This window comes from Kribbella koreensis, from assembly GCF_039525325.1.
Classification (GTDB): Bacteria; Actinomycetota; Actinomycetes; order Propionibacteriales; family Kribbellaceae; genus Kribbella; species Kribbella koreensis.
In genome coordinates this window covers 65,449-81,426 of sequence record NZ_BAAAHK010000004.1, presented here as the reverse complement: position 1 = coordinate 81,426, position 15,978 = coordinate 65,449, and the positions used below count along the sequence as shown (strand labels likewise).

Annotated in this window: 14 protein-coding genes; 5 read left to right on the top strand and 9 right to left on the bottom strand. The window is 67.9% G+C overall.

Going from position 1 to position 15,978, the window contains the following annotated elements:
• Positions 1-24: 24 nt before the first annotated feature.
• Positions 25-1,815: a S9 family peptidase gene (locus ABD116_RS08650; protein WP_343966775.1), complete on the top strand. Its 1,791-nt coding sequence runs from the start codon at positions 25-27 to the stop codon at positions 1,813-1,815.
• Here the strand turns inward: ABD116_RS08650 and ABD116_RS08645 are convergent.
• The 5 genes from ABD116_RS08645 to ABD116_RS08625 all read right to left on the bottom strand — a co-directional run bounded on the left by ABD116_RS08645 (position 1,808) and on the right by ABD116_RS08625 (position 8,140).
• Positions 1,808-2,725, bottom strand: coding sequence for a S66 peptidase family protein (locus tag ABD116_RS08645; RefSeq protein WP_343966773.1), 918 nt, complete (start codon positions 2,723-2,725; stop codon positions 1,808-1,810). The two genes, ABD116_RS08650 and ABD116_RS08645, sit on opposite strands and share 8 nt — an antisense overlap.
• Positions 2,722-3,360 (bottom strand): flavin reductase family protein, encoded by a 639-nt coding sequence (locus tag ABD116_RS08640; RefSeq protein ID WP_343966770.1) that lies wholly within the window; start codon positions 3,358-3,360, stop codon positions 2,722-2,724. The genes ABD116_RS08645 and ABD116_RS08640 overlap by 4 nt, the downstream gene beginning before the upstream one ends.
• A 36-nt stretch (positions 3,361-3,396) precedes the next feature.
• Positions 3,397-6,783: a phosphodiester glycosidase family protein gene (locus ABD116_RS08635; RefSeq protein ID WP_343966768.1), complete on the bottom strand. Its 3,387-nt coding sequence runs from the start codon at positions 6,781-6,783 to the stop codon at positions 3,397-3,399.
• Positions 6,784-6,922: 139 nt separating this feature from the next.
• Positions 6,923-7,240 carry a rhodanese-like domain-containing protein gene (locus ABD116_RS08630; protein ID WP_343966766.1) on the bottom strand — a complete coding sequence of 106 codons (318 nt, stop codon included), beginning with the start codon at positions 7,238-7,240 and terminating at the stop codon, positions 6,923-6,925.
• Between the two features lie 42 nt (positions 7,241-7,282).
• Entirely contained in the window at positions 7,283-8,140 is an 858-nt protein-coding gene (locus tag ABD116_RS08625) for a DNA-formamidopyrimidine glycosylase family protein (RefSeq protein WP_343966764.1), read from the bottom strand.
• 145 nt (positions 8,141-8,285) lie between these two features.
• Between ABD116_RS08625 and ABD116_RS08620 the strand changes: the two genes are divergently transcribed.
• Both ABD116_RS08620 and ABD116_RS08615 read left to right on the top strand, forming a co-directional pair.
• A complete protein-coding gene (locus ABD116_RS08620; RefSeq protein ID WP_343966763.1) occupies positions 8,286-8,783 on the top strand; it encodes a CbrC family protein in 498 nt (165 codons plus the stop codon).
• 80 nt (positions 8,784-8,863) lie between these two features.
• Positions 8,864-9,007 carry a hypothetical protein gene (locus ABD116_RS08615; RefSeq protein ID WP_185441943.1) on the top strand — a complete coding sequence of 48 codons (144 nt, stop codon included), beginning with the start codon at positions 8,864-8,866 and terminating at the stop codon, positions 9,005-9,007.
• 16 nt (positions 9,008-9,023) lie between these two features.
• Here the strand turns inward: ABD116_RS08615 and ABD116_RS08610 are convergent, their stop codons facing one another.
• From ABD116_RS08610 to ABD116_RS08600, 3 genes are all read right to left on the bottom strand, one after another.
• A complete protein-coding gene (locus tag ABD116_RS08610) occupies positions 9,024-9,848 on the bottom strand; it encodes a class I SAM-dependent methyltransferase (RefSeq protein ID WP_343966759.1) in 825 nt (274 codons plus the stop codon).
• Between the two features lie 63 nt (positions 9,849-9,911).
• Complete coding sequence (locus ABD116_RS08605) at positions 9,912-10,853, bottom strand: DUF6528 family protein (RefSeq protein WP_343966758.1); 942 nt, start codon at positions 10,851-10,853, stop codon at positions 9,912-9,914.
• A gap of 122 nt (positions 10,854-10,975) precedes the next feature.
• Positions 10,976-13,321: a tetratricopeptide repeat protein gene (locus ABD116_RS08600; protein ID WP_343966756.1), complete on the bottom strand. Its 2,346-nt coding sequence runs from the start codon at positions 13,319-13,321 to the stop codon at positions 10,976-10,978.
• 192 nt (positions 13,322-13,513) lie between these two features.
• Here ABD116_RS08600 and ABD116_RS08595 point away from each other — a divergent pair, with 192 nt between their 5' ends.
• Positions 13,514-14,617: a peptidoglycan DD-metalloendopeptidase family protein gene (locus ABD116_RS08595; protein ID WP_343966754.1), complete on the top strand. Its 1,104-nt coding sequence runs from the start codon at positions 13,514-13,516 to the stop codon at positions 14,615-14,617.
• A 52-nt stretch (positions 14,618-14,669) separates the two neighbouring features.
• Here ABD116_RS08595 and ABD116_RS08590 read toward each other — a convergent pair whose 3' ends face one another.
• Positions 14,670-14,939, bottom strand: a complete 270-nt coding sequence (locus ABD116_RS08590) for a hypothetical protein (RefSeq protein WP_343966752.1) — start codon at positions 14,937-14,939, stop codon at positions 14,670-14,672.
• Between the two features lie 83 nt (positions 14,940-15,022).
• On the opposite strand from ABD116_RS08590, the gene ABD116_RS08585 reads away from it, so the two are divergent.
• On the top strand, positions 15,023-15,976 hold the full coding sequence (locus ABD116_RS08585; protein ID WP_343966749.1) for a GlxA family transcriptional regulator: 954 nt from the start codon (positions 15,023-15,025) through the stop codon (positions 15,974-15,976).
• Positions 15,977-15,978 lie beyond the last annotated feature (2 nt).

Here is a 15,978-nt window from a genome sequence, read left to right as displayed (position 1 = left end):
TTGGCTGCGTGCCAGGATTGGGGAGTGCTGACGACGCTGCTCTCGCTGCCTACCGTGATGGCCTTTGATGTGGATCCGGCGGGGAATCTGCTCGTCGGGTACGACGAGAGCGGGGTCCGGCAGATCCATCTCGTCGCCGTGGACGGTTCCTGGCGTGCGTTGACCGCCTTGGATGAGACGGCTCGGGCGGCTCGGTTCGTGCCGGGGAGCCGGCTGGTGGTCGTTGAGCACGACAGTGGTGGGGATGAGCGTGGACAGCTGTCCCTGCTGGATCTGGACGACAGCAGTGGGGTGCTCTCGCCCCTGACGCATGATCTTGCGTACTTCCATCACCTCGTGGATGCCAAGCCAGGCAGGGTTTTCTTCACCACGAACCGCCGCAACGAGGTGGACTTCGACCTGGTGATGCTCGACCTGATTAGTGGCGACGAGACCACGCTGTACGACGGTGGCGGGTATCTGTCGTCGGCACACGTGTCCCCCGACGAGCACTGGGCGGTAGTCGCGCTCGCCGGCGGCCCTGGCAACTCGGTGCAGCTCTTGCTGGTCGATGTAGCCGATAAGGCGGTCACTGCGCTCACTGGGTACGACGACCCGACGTACCAGGAGGGTGCCTCGTGGCTGCCCGACTCGTCCGGGTTCGTCGTCGCCAGCGATGAAGGGCGCGACCGGCTGGCCTTACGCCGGTACGACGTCGGTACTGCGAGTTGGACCGACCTCCTGGTCGACGACAAGCACGACCTGGCCGGGTGGGTCTGCCCGGACGGCGAGCACCTCTTGGTCGGGACCACCGACGACGGTGTGGTGACCATGGCGCTGCACAAGCTGGCGGACGCCTCGTACATCGCGCAGCTCGACCTGCCGATCGGTGGCTGCGCTGCCCGGCTCATCGTGGCTCCGGACCCACTCTGGTCTGCTGATGGCAGCTACGCGTTGCTCAACCACGCCTCGCCGATCGACCCGCTGTCGGTGTTCCGCTACACCCTTGAGACGGGCGAGGTCGACGCCATCCAGACCCCTGCTGGTCTTGAGCTGCCGCCGGGGCTCAGGCATCCAGAGAGCCATCGGGTGACCTCCTTCGATGGCGAACAGATCCCTGTCTTCGTGTACCGGCCCGTGGAGGGCACCAGCGACGGCTCGGCCGTGGTGTGGGTGCACGGTGGCCCCGAGATGATGGCGATGCGCACCTGGAATCCCGTGGTCACGGCGCTGACCGCCGAGGGCCACACGGTCATCGTGCCCAACGTGCGCGGCTCAGCGGCGTACGGGAAGCGTTGGTACTCGCTGGACGACAAGGAGTTGCGGCTCGACTCCGTGAAGGATCTGGCGGCGATCCACGACTGGCTGCCCTCGATCGACCTCGATCCCCGGCGCACTGCGTTGTGGGGCGGGTCGTACGGCGGCTACATGGTGCTGGCCGGACTCGCGTTCCAGCCGGAGCGCTGGGCGGCTGGGGTGGATGTCGTCGGGATCGCTTCGCTGGTGACTTTCCTGGAGAACACGTCGTCATATCGACGGGTGGCGCGCGAGCGGGAGTACGGCGTACTGGCGGTGGACCGTGAGTTCCTGGAGGAGGCGAGCCCGCTCAACCGGGTGGACGACATCCGGGCGCCGCTGTTCGTCATCCACGGCGCCAACGACCCGCGGGTGCCGCTGTCAGAGGCGGAGCAGATCGTCGAGGCGCTCAGCAAGCGAGACGTTCCATGTCAGCTGTTGGTCTACCCGGACGAGGGCCACGGCCTCGCGAAGCGCGCCAACCGCCTCGACGCCTACCCGAAGGCGTTCGCCTTTCTCAAAGAGCACCTGTCTAGCTGAAGGCCGGCAGCAGTGGCGTGAGGGTGCCGGCCGCCGCGTCGAGGCGAACCGGCAGTCCGAGCGGGACAGCCAGGTTGACCTCTTCGTGCCCGATCGCCGCGCCCTCGACCATCGGTACGCCGAGTGGCTCGAGCCGCTCACGAACCACGTCGGCGACCAGTCCCTGATCGTCAGCCTCACTGAAGTCGCCGATCACCAGCCCGGTGACCTGGTCGAACCAGCCGGACCTCAACAGCTGGGTGAGCAGGCGATCGACGCGGTAGCCGTCCTCACCCACGTCTTCGAGCACGACGATGCCGTCCGGCCTGACGGAGGTCGGAGTACCCAGGCTGGCGGCCAGCAGCGCCAGGTTGCCACCCAGCAACCGGCCCTCCGAAGTACCGCCCACGACGGTTCGGGCGGCTCTAGGCGCCAATAGGTCTCTGACGGACTCGGGCTCGAACAGCAGGTCATGCAACCGCTCACGCCCTTCGAGCGCGCCCAGTTGCTCGACGGCCGCAGCCATCGGGCCGTGAACGGTGACCAGCCCCTGGGCGTTGAATGCCTCGTGCAACGCGGTGATGTCACTGAAGCCGACCAGTACCTTGTCGACTCCAGCTAGCTCGTCCAAGTCCAGATGCTGCAGCAACCGCTGCACGCCGTAGCCCCCGCGGCCACAGAAGACAGCTGCGTACTGGGGGTCCAGCCACGCGTCCCGGAAGTCCGCTGCGCGCGCAGCATCGTCACCGGCGAGGTAGGGGAACCGCTCATGCCGGGTCAGCACTGCCGGCATGACGTCGATCTCCAGACCCCAGTCCCGCAGGTGCGCAGATCCCTTCTCCAGCCGCCCCGCATCCATCGGGCCGGCCGGAGCCACCACTGCTACCCGATCCCCACTACGCAGCCGCTGCGGGCGCCTCACCTCAGTCATGCACCAGACGCTACCTGCAGCGCCGGCATCTGCCAGCCGCGAGCCAGTGACGACTCGTACGCCGGTGCGCCACCGGCGAAGTACTCGGTGAACTTCATGATCAGCGGCTCCCAGCGCAGCGGGTCGATGTAGCGGTCGTCGTTCATCAGCAGGTCCTCCCGCACGTGGACACGGCGCACCGACATCTCCATCGCCCGCAGCGTCGAGTCCGGGCCGCCGACGGTGTGGATCGCCTCGATCCGCCCCTCGAGGTTGATCGGGCTCTCCTCGACGGCGTCCACGTCCACCAGGGTTCCCGGCGTCCTGCTCCAGCCGGCCGCCGCGAACTTGTCCGGCACGTAGCGATAACCGCGTGCCCGCTTCGCTTCGGGGATCTGCTGGGAGCCGGTCAGCAGCGCGATCCGGTCGAGCCCTGCGACCATGGCCGGCTCGACCAGGTTGAGGATGCAGTCCGGCCGCTCGGTCAGGTTCTGCACGGTCTGCGACGCAGCGGCCATCCCCAGCATCGCCGTCTGGTGCAGCCACCACGCTGAGGACATCGGCGCGAGGTTGGTGCTGCCGTCCGGGTTCTGCGAGCTGATGAGGACCACTGGCGTTCCGAAGTACAGGACCTTGGGCTCGATGATTCGCTTCATGCCCATTGAACGGCTGCGCGCCGCATTGTGTGAGGGCTACCAGTCGATCTGCACGGGTGTGCTCTTGCTGGTGCCGTTGACTGTCACCCCTAGCTGGATAGTGCCGGGGCGTAGGCCGGTGAGGGTGCCAGTAGCCGGGTCGTAGGAGGCCACGGCCCAGAAGGGCGCAGTACGGACCGGACCGATGTGCAGGAGGGACGAGCCGAACCAGTCGGCGGAGACGGGGAAGGACACGGGCACCCGCCGGTTCTCCTGTACTACGGTCGCCGCGACCGGTGCTGTCTTGCCCATCTTGAGCGTGGTTGGCGCGGCGAGCTCCAGCGAGTCCACATGCGCCCTGAGCTCGACCTGGAACCAGTCCCTCTCTGGTGCCGACCAGTGCCGCTCACCCGCGGCAGCCTCCTCCGCTGACGGGTCGATGCCCACCAGCGCCCACCCAGTGAAGCCACCAGCGTCCGGAGCCGCTGCTGGGCCCTTACCCGAGTTGCCGGTCAAGGGCAGCAGCACTCCGTCAGTACGGGTCGCTGCGAAGGTCCCGGCGTGCGCCGCCATGTATGCCGCGCCCTTGCCCGTCGAGGACCGGAAGTCGGCCAGCCAGCGGACCAGCAGCTCAGCCTCCTTGCGGTCGCCGAGCTGCGAGTTCTGAGTCGGCGACGGGTCGTCTATCGGGTGGTGCGCCATCACCACGACGTTCTTGATGGTTCTGTTGCTTGCTGCGTCGTCGAGCTGTTGCTTGAGGTCGACGATCTGCGCGAACCCACCGGCCCGCAGCGACCCGAGCGACGAGTCGCGCAGGATGAACCGGGTGCCCTTGTGGTCGAACGTGCTGGTCGGAGCACCGAAAACCTTGGCCCACTCGGACAGATCGCCCGGCCCGTAGCTCTCGTGGTTGCCCGGCACGTAGTGCACCGGCACCTTGCCGGCGACCTCCTCGTCGATGATCTTCTTCGCCAGCGCGATGTCCTGCGCGAACCCGCGATCGACGAAGTCGCCGTTGATCACCAGGAAGTCCGGGTGCTGCGCGAGCGCCTCGCGGATCGTCCGGCGGGCCTGCTTCACGAAGTCCGAGTTCGGGTCGTCGGCCGTGAACTGCGCGTCCGACATGACCGCGAACTTCCAGCGCCCGCCGCCGGTCGCCGTACCGTCCGTGACGACCATCGGGTCGATCACCTTGGCCGGCGGCGCGACCGTCACCGGCGGGGCACCGCGGACGGTCAGGTCGTCGATCACGATGCGGCCGGAGTACTGCCGGGTCGGCACGGTCTCGACGACGTAGATCCGCCAGAACCGCAGCGGCATCGTCAGCCCCGGCGGGATGTTCGCCTCGACGTACTTCCAGCCGGTCCAGTCGACCGCCGCCGCCAGGTTGAGCGTCTGGGCCGACCCGCCCGCGCCGTCGTAGGCGTTCGCGCGCAACCACGCTCCCTTGCCGTCGCCGTAGATCCAGGCGCCGAGCTTCTGCGGCTGACCCGGCAGCATCTCCTGCGGAGTCTGCGCCAGGTACGCCGCCCGCGTCGCGGTGCTCCCCGTCAACGAGTAGTCCAACGCGATCGCCTGACCACCATCGTGCCCCTCGGCAACCGACCGGGACGCGGTGGCAGCACCGACCGGTACTGCGTTCGCCACCCAGTGACTCGGGTCGTCGACCTCGTCCACGACCTGACTGGTCAGCCCTGCGGTCACACTGAGTTGGGTGGTGAGCGCGCCGACCTTCGCGGTGACGACCGTCGAGACGGCGTCGGAGCCGATCGCGCTCACGTCGAAGCCATTGCCTCGGGCAACCACCGTGACGAGCTTGTCGTCGAAGGTGAGCTCGACGTCGCGCGGTTCGACCCAGGTGGAGAAGCCGTCCGCGTCGTAGCCGTTGACGGTGAAGAAGCCCTTGGCGGTGGCGTCCGACAACGAGACCTGCCGGGTCGAGGGGGCCAGGCGGATCGGCGTACCGAGCACGGTCATCGGGAACCGGCCGCGGGCCGACCCCTTCGCGGCCGTGACAATGACATCGCCTGCTCGGCGGCCGGTGACGACGCCTTCGCGGCTCACTACAGCTCTGCTGCCGGTGGACCAGTTCGGCGTACCGGTGGCTGGCGCGTAGGTCTCGTCGTAGCCGTGCGCGGTCAGTACGCGGGACAGGCCGGTGAGGACGCGGGCGCTCTTGGAGACGTCCGTGTCGGCCTCTTCGGCCGCGGTACCGGTTGCTTCGATATGGAAGCCCTTGAGCTTGCCGGAGCCCTTGGTGGGAACGAGCCCGAGACCGTTGGGGACCAGACGCTCGCCACCGTCGGACGGGTCGTTGACGACCTCGGGCGCGGCCTCGCCGGGTGAGCGGGCGAGCATCGTGGAGGAGCCGCCGCCGTCGAGGTTGAGGACGTCGTCGGCGCCGAGGCCGACCATCAGCTGGCCCATTTCCTTCAGTGACAGGCCGCGGGAGCCGGTGGCCCGGCCGTCGACGGTGAGGAGGACCATGCGGCGGCCGTTCTCGGTGAAGCCGACGGCGGTTCGGGGGGCGAGGTCGGCATCGGGGACGTCGTCGGGGACCTTGCCGTCGTGGGCCAATTGGAAGTTGCCGCTGATCGCTACGGCGGCGTCGAGCGCGTCGGGGCGGGGGCCGTAGTGGACTTCCACCTTGTCGCCGGGTTCGAAGGCGGCCAGGGAGACGGCGCCTGCGTCTCGGCCGATCAGGGCTAGTTCGTTCGCCGCTAGGGGCGTCGTACCGGGGGTGGTGGCCGAGGAGACGACCACGCCGTCGCGGAGGAGGACCTCGCGGACGTCCGGTACGCCGTCGACGGTTCTGGTGCGGGGTGCGTCGCCCCACTCGGGGGTGTAGAGGCCGATGCCTCCCGCGTTGACGCCTGGTGAGTTGAGGTTGGTCAGGTCGAGCTTGACGGCGTCGTCGTCGGTCGCGGTGCCTTGGAGGAAGACCTGGGCGATCCGGCCGAGGCCGTCCTTGCCGATCACGGCAGTGTCGTTATGTCCGGCCGCGGGAGCGTTGACCAGGCGGCCATGGTCGATTCCGACGCCGAGTGGGGCGGTGGTGTCGTTGATGTCGAAGAAGTCGCCGTTGACACCGGCGATCGCGCCCTCGCGGGCGAGCTGCTGACTGAGCGGCTGGCCGCCGGAGACCTTGCCGGTGTTCACGTAGTCGACGGTCACGCCGTGCTGGTCGAGATCGGCGACGATGATGTCGCCGCGCAGCCAGCCGCGGGCGTCGAGCCGCTCGAACGCGGTGTGGTCGACGCCGGGTGCGATCGGGTCGTCCTGCCGGCTCGTCACCAGCCCGTCCCCGGCGATGGCGCTGTCGGGGAGCGGTTGCTGCTCGGCCGGCTGGTGCTCGACGGCTTGAGCGAAGGCCGGGTTGAGCGCAGTACCGAGCACCAGGCCGGTCGCTGCGGTGACACTGACGGCAACGCGACGGAACGACACAGCGGCCTCCTCGGCGTGGGCGGACGCGGCCATCCGACGCCGTGCGACCTACCGCCGTGTGAGACGCAGGTGTACGCCGGTCAACCGATCGGTGACAAAGTAACGTCTTTGATCGGCTACCGGAAGATTATTTCCAGATTCAGTCGAGCGCGACCGGGCGGCCGGCGCCTTCCCAGGCCGTCATGCCGCCGTCCAGGTTGATCGCGTCGCGGCCCTGGGACGCCAGGAACTGGGTCGCCATCGAGGACCGGCCGCCGACCGCGCAGACGCAGAGCACCTTCTGGCCGAGCGGCACCTCGCCGACCCGCTCCTGCAGCTGGCCGAGCGGAATGTGCACCGCGTCCTCGATGTGGCCGCGGGCCCACTCGTCCGGCTCACGGACGTCGAGCACGAACGCCTCGGCGAGCAACGCGTCATCGACGTCGGCAACCACCACTGCGGGAATCTCCGGAGTCATAGGTTGATCATCGCAGCCCCGGCCGGCCACCGCGTCATCCGGTCACTTGAGGAGCTTGGACAGGCGGCGGTCGGCGAGCGGCTTGCCGCCTGTCTGGCAGGTGGCGCAGTACTGCAGCGAGGAGTCGGCGAAGCTGACCTCGCGGACGATGTCGCCGCAGACCGGGCACTTCTGGCCGGTCCGGCCGTGCACGCGCATACCGCTCTTCTTCTCGGACTTCAGGTCCTGGACGGCGAGGCCGGCCGAGCGGGCGACGGCGTCGCGCAGGGTGTCCTGCATCGCGTCGAAGAGCTGCTGGAGCTCGTCGGCGGACAGGTTGGAGGCCGGTTTGAAGGGGCTCATCTTCGCGACGTGCAGGATCTCGTCGGAGTACGCGTTGCCGATGCCGGCGATCACCGACTGGTTGCGCAGTACGCCCTTCATCTGGACCCGGCCGGCGGCCTTCAGGATGTCGCCGAACTCCTCGATGGTGAGCGTGAACGGGTCTGGGCCGAGCTTGGCGATGCCGGGCACCTCGGCGGGGTCGCGGACCACGTACACCGCGAGCTTCTTCTGGGTGCCGGCCTCGGTCAGGTCGAAACCGGAGCCGTCGTCGAGCACCACCCGGCAGGCGATCGGGCCCTTGCCCGGGCGGACCAGGCCGGTGGATTGCTCCTCGCGCCAGCGCAGCCAGCCCGCGCGGGCCAGGTGGATGATCAGGTGGATGCCCTGGGCGGAGATGTCGATGAACTTGCCGTGCCGCTGCACGTCGTCGATCAGCAGGCCCACCAGGGAGGAGATCGGCGGGTCGTAGGTCTTCAGCGCGCTGATCGCGGTGATGTCGGCGCGCACGAACGCCCGCTCGACGGCACGTTCCCGCAGGAACCCCGCCAGCGACTCAACCTCCGGCAACTCGGGCACGCCCCCCAGTGTGCCTTACGGCACCGACAGTGCAAGGAAAGAAAGGAGGGCGGAGGGGAGGAAGTCGGGGGGCAACACAAGAGAATGAGGACGGGGTAATGCGGGTGACTTGCACGCCTGTACTTCGGTCCGCCAAGGTCTGGGGGTGAGCGACGTACCGACCTTCCGCTATCACCCCGATCCGGTGGCCACCGGCGAGGTGATCACCGGTGACGCGCCGTGCCGGTGCTGTGGCCGCCAGCGGGGATTCATCTACACCGGGCCGGTCTACAGCGCCGACGAGGTGGTCGAGGAGCTGTGCCTGTGGTGCATCGCGGACGGCTCGGCGGCCACGCTGTTCGAGGCCGAGTTCACCGACGTGGCAAACGTTCCGGACGACGTACCGCGCGCTGTACTCACCGAAGTGCTCACCCGCACTCCTGGGTTCAGCGGCTGGCAGCAGGAGCACTGGATGTTCCACTGCGCCGACGCCGCGGCGTACCTGGGCAAGGTCGGGTACGAGGACCTACTGACCGTCCCCGAGGCGCTGGAGATGGTCCAGCAGGACTATGTCCGGACCCTGTCGCCCACCGGCGAGGCGACCGGCTACCTGTTCCGCTGCCTCCACTGCGGTACCCACCTGGCCTACAGCGACCACGTCTGAGGGACAGCTGCGGGGGATCACCCATGGGGAATGGTTGTGGGTACCGCTAACGTCGTAGGCAGGAGAGAAGGAGGCCCCCAATGGGTTTCGTGAAGACACTGGTCAAGGGCGCTGTGGTCGCCAAGCTGCTGCAGGTCGCACAGCGTGAGCTCAGCAAGCCCGAGAACCAGCGCAAGGCCAAGGAGATGTTCCAGAAGGTGCAGCAGCGCCGGAGCGCTCACTAGGCACCTAGCTGGACAGCTACTGCCGGCGGCGCGCTTGCAGGGTGTAGGTGGCGGGGAGACGTTCCGGTTGATCCGTGAGGCGCCACTCGCCCTGCTCGTCGCGCGTCATGTGGCCGGGCAGCGGATCCCAGGGAGCGCTGTCGTGCTCCTCGAGGTGGGTGACGTCCAGGCCGGCCTTCTGCAGCGCCGTGAAGATCTCCCCGAGTCCGTGGTTCCACTCGTGGGTGGTGTTGTGGCTGAACTCGGTGTCGGTCTCGACGTAGGTGCCACCCTCGTCCCAGACCTGCGGCGCCTCGGTCTCGAAGTAGGGCGCGTCGAGCACGATCTCACCGCTCGTCTTCGAGACGCCCAGCGACCACAGCATCGGGTGCCCTTCGCGGATGAACAGCCGCCCGCCGGGCTTGAGCAGCGCGCCCACCACGTCGGCCCAGCGCTGGATGCTCGGCAGCCAGCCGATCGCACCGATCCCGGTGAAGACCAGGTCGTACTGCGCTTCGCCGAGCACCTCGACCGCGTCGTACACATCGGCCTGGTGGAAGTCGATCTGGTGCCCGAGCCCGTCGGCGAACTTCTGTGCCTGCTCGATGGCCGGCCCGGAGAAGTCCAGCCCGCTCATCCGCGCCCCGAGCCGCGCCAGCGACACCGTGTCGGTCCCGATGTGGCACTGCAGATGCACGCCGCGTAGCCCGGCGATGTCGCCGAGTCGCGGGAGGTCGAACTGCACGACCTGGCTCAGGAACTCGGGGTCGGCGAACTTGTCCAGCATGTAGTCGGGAGACGCGGCGTGCGCGGGCACCCGCTCGTCCCAGCTGGCCCGGTTCACTGTGCGGTAGTCGTCCATGAGCCCGACTGTGGCACAGCTTCCCCGGGCCACGCCTGTGGTTTTACCCCAACAGGCAGCGGCTTACTGGAAGGCGGTGGTCCAGATCCGGGCCTTGTAGAACTGTGCGCCCGTGCGGGTCCGGTCGGGCGACGCGGAGAAGCGGACCGTCTTGTTGGCCCAGTCACGCGGCTGGGTGCCGTCGCCCTTGATCGAGACGACCTCGCCCGACGAGTGCTTCACGTACGACTTCACGCTGCGCTCGGTGGAGATCTGCCGGCTCCGGAACGTACCGCCGTCGGTGAGCAGCTCGTACACACCCTTTGTTGCCGTGATCAACATCTTCTGCTTGTTGGTGTAGTCGGGCTGCAGGTCGTGGCCGAGGTTTCCGCTGCCCAGGCTGAAGTGCGCGGCGTACTTGAGCCTGGTAGCGCGCTTGCTGCCGGTCACCGCGTAGTGGCTGAACCGGTTCTTGCCGACCACCCAGAGCAACTCGTAGGTGGGGTCCCACAGCACGCCGTGCGCGCCGGCGTAGTCGATGGTCTGTACCTTCGCCAGGCTGCCCAGGTTGCCGACAGTGCTCGGCGCGTACACGGTCAGCTTGCCGTCCGAACTGGCGACGACCACCGAGCCGTTGCCGGGTACGCGCTCGATCGCGTGCGGGTTGCCACCCGGTGTCGCCGACCAGGACAGGTCGTTGAGCTCGGTGTCCTTCTCGCTGCCGATATTGACGATCCCGGCCTTGCCACCCGACGCGGCCACCAGCGCGATCCACCCCTGCGCCTCGGTCGCCCGGAACTTCACATCCGACAGGTTGGCCCAGGCCCCGCCGCCCGGACTGAAACTCCAGTGCCGGTTGGCGTCGCTGAACGCCTTGTTCTTGTCGAAGACCATCACCTTGTTCTGCGTCTGCTCGGTGGTGCCGACGTAGTAGCTCGCCGTCGCCGCGGCCTGCGCCTGCTGCTGTCCGAGAGCCGCCGCCACCGGCGCCGCCGCCAGGCCGAGAAGTAGGGTCCTGCGCTCCATCAAGTGATCCTCCGTCAGTCGAGGTGGACCATCCACCCTGCCAACCGATGGGGTCAACTTTCGATCTGAGTCGAATTGGTTGACAGATTCTTACCGCCGTCCGGCAGCCGCCGGCTTGGTGCTCAGACGCGAGCTTGTGCGTCGGTGAGGGCTGCGGAGGCTTCGGCCAGGCGTTGCCATTCGCCTACCTCGTCCAGGCCTTTCACTGCTGTCCGGTACGCCGATGCTGCTTCGCGGAGGCGGCCTAGGCCCGCTAGAGAGCGACCTAGTTCGTAGTGGGCTACTGCGGTGCCCCACTGGTCGTCGTGGGACTTGAAGACGGCCAGGGCTCGGCGGGCCCGTTGCAGGGCTTCCTCGTGGTTGCCCTGGTCGTTGCGGAGGGCACTGAAGCGGTACTCGGCCATGGCGACTCCTCGCTGGTCACCTAGCTCGGAGCGCATCTTCAGGGCTCGGCGGAGGCAGGCTGCTGCTTCGGTGTGCTTGCCCAGCATCTGCAGGGCGTGGGATCTGCGGCCTATTGCGGCTGCTTCGCCCCACTGGTCGCCTAGTACTCGACACTGCTCCGCGTGGTCGGCATGGCGGGCTTCTGCTTCGGCGTACCGGCCTAGGCCTTCGTAGGCGAGGCCTAGGCGGCCGAAGAGTTCTGCTTCCTCGGCGGCTAGTCCTGCTGCTCTGGCGTCTTTGAGGCCGAGTTCGCAGGAGGCTAGGGCTGCGCGGTACTGGTGTTGGCCGAGTTGTCCTAGCCCGAGCATGCTGTGGGCGAAAGCGCGCTCTGCCAGGTTGTTTGAGCGGTCGGCGGCAACTCGAGCGTGGTTGGCGACTTCGACCATGTCGGACCAGCGGCAGCGCAGGTCGTAGTACCAGGGGATGCGTTGGGTGAGGTCTCGTAGGAGGGGATCGAGTTCGCCGTCTAGGCGTTCACCGGTACGCCGTACCGCACCCAGCAGCGCGCCTGCCTCGGCGTCGAGCCAGGCTAAGGCGGCTGCGCGGCCGCCGGGGTAGTCGGACGACTCTGGGGCCAGTGCAGCTGCAGCTGCTCGCGCGTGGGCGAAAAGCCAAGAAAACAAGGCATATTCGGCTTCTGCTCGTTGACCCTCCTCCTGGAGGAGTTCGGAGGCGTAGAGGCGGAGCAGGTCGTGCATGCGGTAGCGGCCGGGGACCGCTGCTAGTCCGATGAGGCTTGCTCCGGCTAGTTCTTCCAAGGCGCTTTCGGCTGGTGCGCCGAGGAGAGCAGTAGCTGCCTGTACTTCGAAGTCGGCGCCTGGGGCGAGTACTAGTCGACGGAAGAGTCGGCCGGCCGTTGGCGAGATCTCCCTGTAGGACAAGGCGAATGCGCTTCGTACGGCCAGGTCGCCCGCGGTGAGTCGGCCTAGTCGGCTCTGCTCGTCTCTGAGCAGCTCGGCGAGGTGTGCGATCGACCAGTCGGGCCAGCAGGCGAGTCTGTTCCCGGCGATGCGCACTGCGAGCGGTAGGCGTCCGCAGGCGGCGACTACCTCGGCGACGGCTTCTGGCTCGGCGGCTGCACGCGCCTTGCCGACTATGTCCGTCAACAGCGCTTGCGCGTCGTCCTCGGCCAGCTCTGCGAGGTCCACCCGCCGGGCACCGGCCAAGCCGGTCAGCCGCTGACGACTGGTAACAACAACTAGTACAGGTCCTGGTCCAGGCAGTAGCGCACGTACCTGCGCCTCATCACGCGCGCTGTCCAACACCAGCACGCACCGTCGCCCCGCCAGCCGCGACCGGAACATCGCTGCTGCCCCCGCCACATCCGGCGGCAACTGCACATCCGGCACACCCAGCGCCCGCAACAACCGATGCAACACCACCCCAGGCGAGGCGGACCCCAACTCCACAAAGAACTGCGCATCCCGCAACCCCAACGCAAACGCATGCGTAGCCGCCCGCACCGCCAACGACGTCTTCCCCGCCCCCGGCTGCCCCGCCACCACCACCGTCACCGGCCCACCGCCGGCCAAACAATCCGCAGCAGCCCCCAACAGCCGAGCCACCTCCGGCCCACGCCCCTGAAAGTCCGCCGGCGCAGCCGGCAACTCCGCAATAGCAAAGGCCGGCCGCCAGGCCTCGTCTCCGGCGGCGCCGCCCGGCCCCGCCTCCTCCCGCCACCCGCGCCCGATCTCGCCCGCACCTGGCCCGGCTACGCCTCGCCCACTTCCCTCCCCGTCCCCGCCCGCTGCACCTGACGCCCACTGCGGTTCTGTTTTCTGCACCGCGCGCTCAGCGAGAGCGGCCGCGCGGAGCGCGGTGAGTTGGCCGTCGGTTATCTGAAGTTGTTGTTCGTAGCGTTCGATCAGATCGGCCGGGGCTAGGCGGCGGCCTTTTTCGTAGTCGGAGAGGCCGCCGTGGCCTTGCATGCCCAGGCGGGCGGCCAGCTGGCGGAGCGACAAGCCGCGGGACAGGCGGGAGCGGAGCATGGCAGCGCCGAGCGCGGCCAGGGCGGAGCTGTCCATTGCCTCACCTCACCCCAGTGGACAGTCTCTGGACGGCATCCAGCCCACAACATAACCGACGCTCCGTAGTCGATCGATAGCTTCGAGCCACCAATCCTGTTCCGTCCCATCAGGAGGTCTGTTATGACGTTCAACTCGCGTCGGCGCTGGGCAGTTGTGCTTGGTTCCGGCTTGTTTGCGGGAGTTTTGGCTGTGCCTGCCACGGCCGCGCAAGCGCCGCAGCAGGATCTGCAGCAGGCGGTGACGGCCAAGGTCAATGTGGCCAAGTCGAGTAAGGCCAAGACGGCTGGGATCCAGGTCAATGTGACTCGGGGCGCCGGTACGGACTCGGTCTTCGGCACTACCGTTTCGCTGGCGCCCAAGGGGCAGGACAGTCATCCCGAGGGGTGGTTGTTCGCAGCCAGGCTGGTCGACGGGAAGTGGCAGGTCGGGCTCGAAGGCGAGCGGGCCTTCAGTGAGCTGGCCGCTGCGTCCCCAGTGGTGTCGGCGAAGGAGAAGCAGCTCTTCGGGCAGTCCTTCGCTCCGCAGGCGGCTGGTGGCGACTTCCGGACCGGCATGCGGCTGCCGTTCGCGACCGGCGCTTCCTGGAGCATGCCGGGCGGCCCGCACGGCTGGGCCGGTACCGATACGCCGTACAGCTCAGTGGATCTGGCCGGCGGCAACGGCCAGGTGCTCGCGGCGCGCGGCGGTACGGCGTACACGATGTGTGGCAACGGGAAGGGCTGGATCCGGGTCATCCACGACCGCGGATACTCCACGGACTACTACCACATGTTCAACAACATCGCGGCGAACGGACTGGCCGTCAGTGAGGGCACGTTCCTCGGCAACATCGGTACGGACGTGTCGTGCGGCGGCTCGGCCAGTGGCAACCACGTGCACTTCGCCCTGCGGCAGAACAGCGCGTATGTCGGGATCGCCGGGCACAACGTCGGCGGTTGGGTCTTCCAGAACGCAGCGTCGGCGTACAACGGCACTGCTCTGCATGGGAGCACACTGCGGAGCCCGGGGCAGCAGCTGTACAACTACGGAGCGCTGGGCTTCACGCAGGGGATCATCGACTCGTTCGGCGGTACTACCGTCAACAAGCGGACCGGGCCGGGTACCAACTACGCGCTGGCCGGCAGTGTGGCCGACGGGACGACGGTGAACATCTCCTGCTCGAAGAACGGAACCTCGCACACGGGCCGCTGGGGGACCACCAGCCTGTGGAACCGGCTGAGCGACGGCACCTGGGTGAGCGACGCGTTCATGTGGACCGGGTTGGCGACGCCGGTGAACGGCACTTGCCCGTAGTACACAGCTGTGGCGGGGAGGGTGAACCTCCCCGCCACTGTGGTGCTAGCTGTCAGGCCGCGTGGCGGCCGTGCGAGTGAAGGACCCGGGCGCGACGGATGCTGACGACGCTGCCGGTGTTGGCGACGGGCTTGTGGGAGAACGGCTCTGCCGCGCCGCCGAGGGCGAGCAGGTCGAGCTTGGACCTGGCGAGGTCGCGGTCGTCGGCAACCCAGGTGCCGTCGGGCGCGTGTCCGAGCCCGGTGGCGTTCCGCCTGCTGCTGCCTTCGAGAGCCGCGATGACTACCAGCGCGAGTACTGCGAGGACGATGATTCCGTTCATGGCAGTAATCATGCTACCAACTACATCCAGCCACAATTGGCACTATTGACAGTCATCCACAAATTACTGCCATACTGGTGCGCATGCTGCGGAAGATCGCTGTGGTGCTGATGGAGGACGTCGCGCTGTTCGAGTTCGGCGTGCTGTCGGAGGTGTTCGGGATCGACCGGACCGACGACGGCGTACCGGCCTTCGACTTCAAGGTCTGTTCGACCACCCCGGGCGTGCCGCTGAGCACGAGCAGCCACTCGGCCGTGATCGCGCCGTACGGGCTGGAGGAGCTGGAGGATGCCGACCTGGTCGCGCTGCCGGCCACCACCTGGCGGGGCGCGTACGACGAACGCATCCTGGACGCGCTCCGCAAGGCGCACGAACGCGGCGCGATCCTGCTGACGGTCTGCTCTGGCGCCTTCGTGCTCGGGATGGCCGGGCTGCTCGACGGACGCTGCTGCGCGACCCACTGGCGCTATGCCGACAAGTTCCGCGAGCAGTTCCCGCTGGCCAAGCTCGACGCGGACGTGCTCTTCGTCGACGACGGCGACATCATCACCAGCGCCGGTACGGCCGCCGGCATCGACGCCTGCCTCCACCTCGTCCGCCGAGAGCTCGGCAGCGCAGTGGCGACCCGGATCGCCCGCCGGATGGTGGTCCCACCGCAACGCGACGGCGGCCAGCGCCAGTACGTCGAAGTACCGGTCCCCGAATCATCCGGCGAGAGCCTGCAGCCCGTCCTGGACTGGATGGTCGACAACCTCACCATCGAACACACCGTCCCCGACCTGGCCCGCCGCGCCCAGATGTCCGACCGAACCTTCGCCCGCCGCTTCGTCGCCGAAACCGGCACCACTCCCCTGAAGTGGGTCACCACCCAACGAGTCCTGCACGCCAGAACCCTGCTGGAACAAACCCGCCTAGGCATAGAACAAATCGCCACCGAGGCAGGCTTCGGCACCGCAGCCCTGCTACGACACCACTTCCGCAGAGTGGTCGGAGTGCCGCCGCAGGACTACCGCCGAACCTTTCAAACCGCCAGCTGACG

Coding starts and splice junctions, on each gene's coding strand:
- ABD116_RS08645 (WP_343966773.1), bottom strand. CDS start 2,725: ATGACTGAGGTGAGGCGCCCGCAGCGGCTGCGTAGTGGGGATCGGGTA.
- ABD116_RS08640 (WP_343966770.1), bottom strand. CDS start 3,360: ATGAAGCGAATCATCGAGCCCAAGGTCCTGTACTTCGGAACGCCAGTG.
- ABD116_RS08630 (WP_343966766.1), bottom strand. CDS start 7,240: ATGACTCCGGAGATTCCCGCAGTGGTGGTTGCCGACGTCGATGACGCG.
- ABD116_RS08615 (WP_185441943.1), top strand. CDS start 8,864: ATGGGTTTCGTGAAGACACTGGTCAAGGGCGCTGTGGTCGCCAAGCTG.
- ABD116_RS08610 (WP_343966759.1), bottom strand. CDS start 9,848: ATGGACGACTACCGCACAGTGAACCGGGCCAGCTGGGACGAGCGGGTG.
- ABD116_RS08605 (WP_343966758.1), bottom strand. CDS start 10,853: ATGGAGCGCAGGACCCTACTTCTCGGCCTGGCGGCGGCGCCGGTGGCG.
- ABD116_RS08600 (WP_343966756.1), bottom strand. CDS start 13,321: ATGGACAGCTCCGCCCTGGCCGCGCTCGGCGCTGCCATGCTCCGCTCC.
- ABD116_RS08590 (WP_343966752.1), bottom strand. CDS start 14,939: ATGAACGGAATCATCGTCCTCGCAGTACTCGCGCTGGTAGTCATCGCG.
- ABD116_RS08585 (WP_343966749.1), top strand. CDS start 15,023: ATGCTGCGGAAGATCGCTGTGGTGCTGATGGAGGACGTCGCGCTGTTC.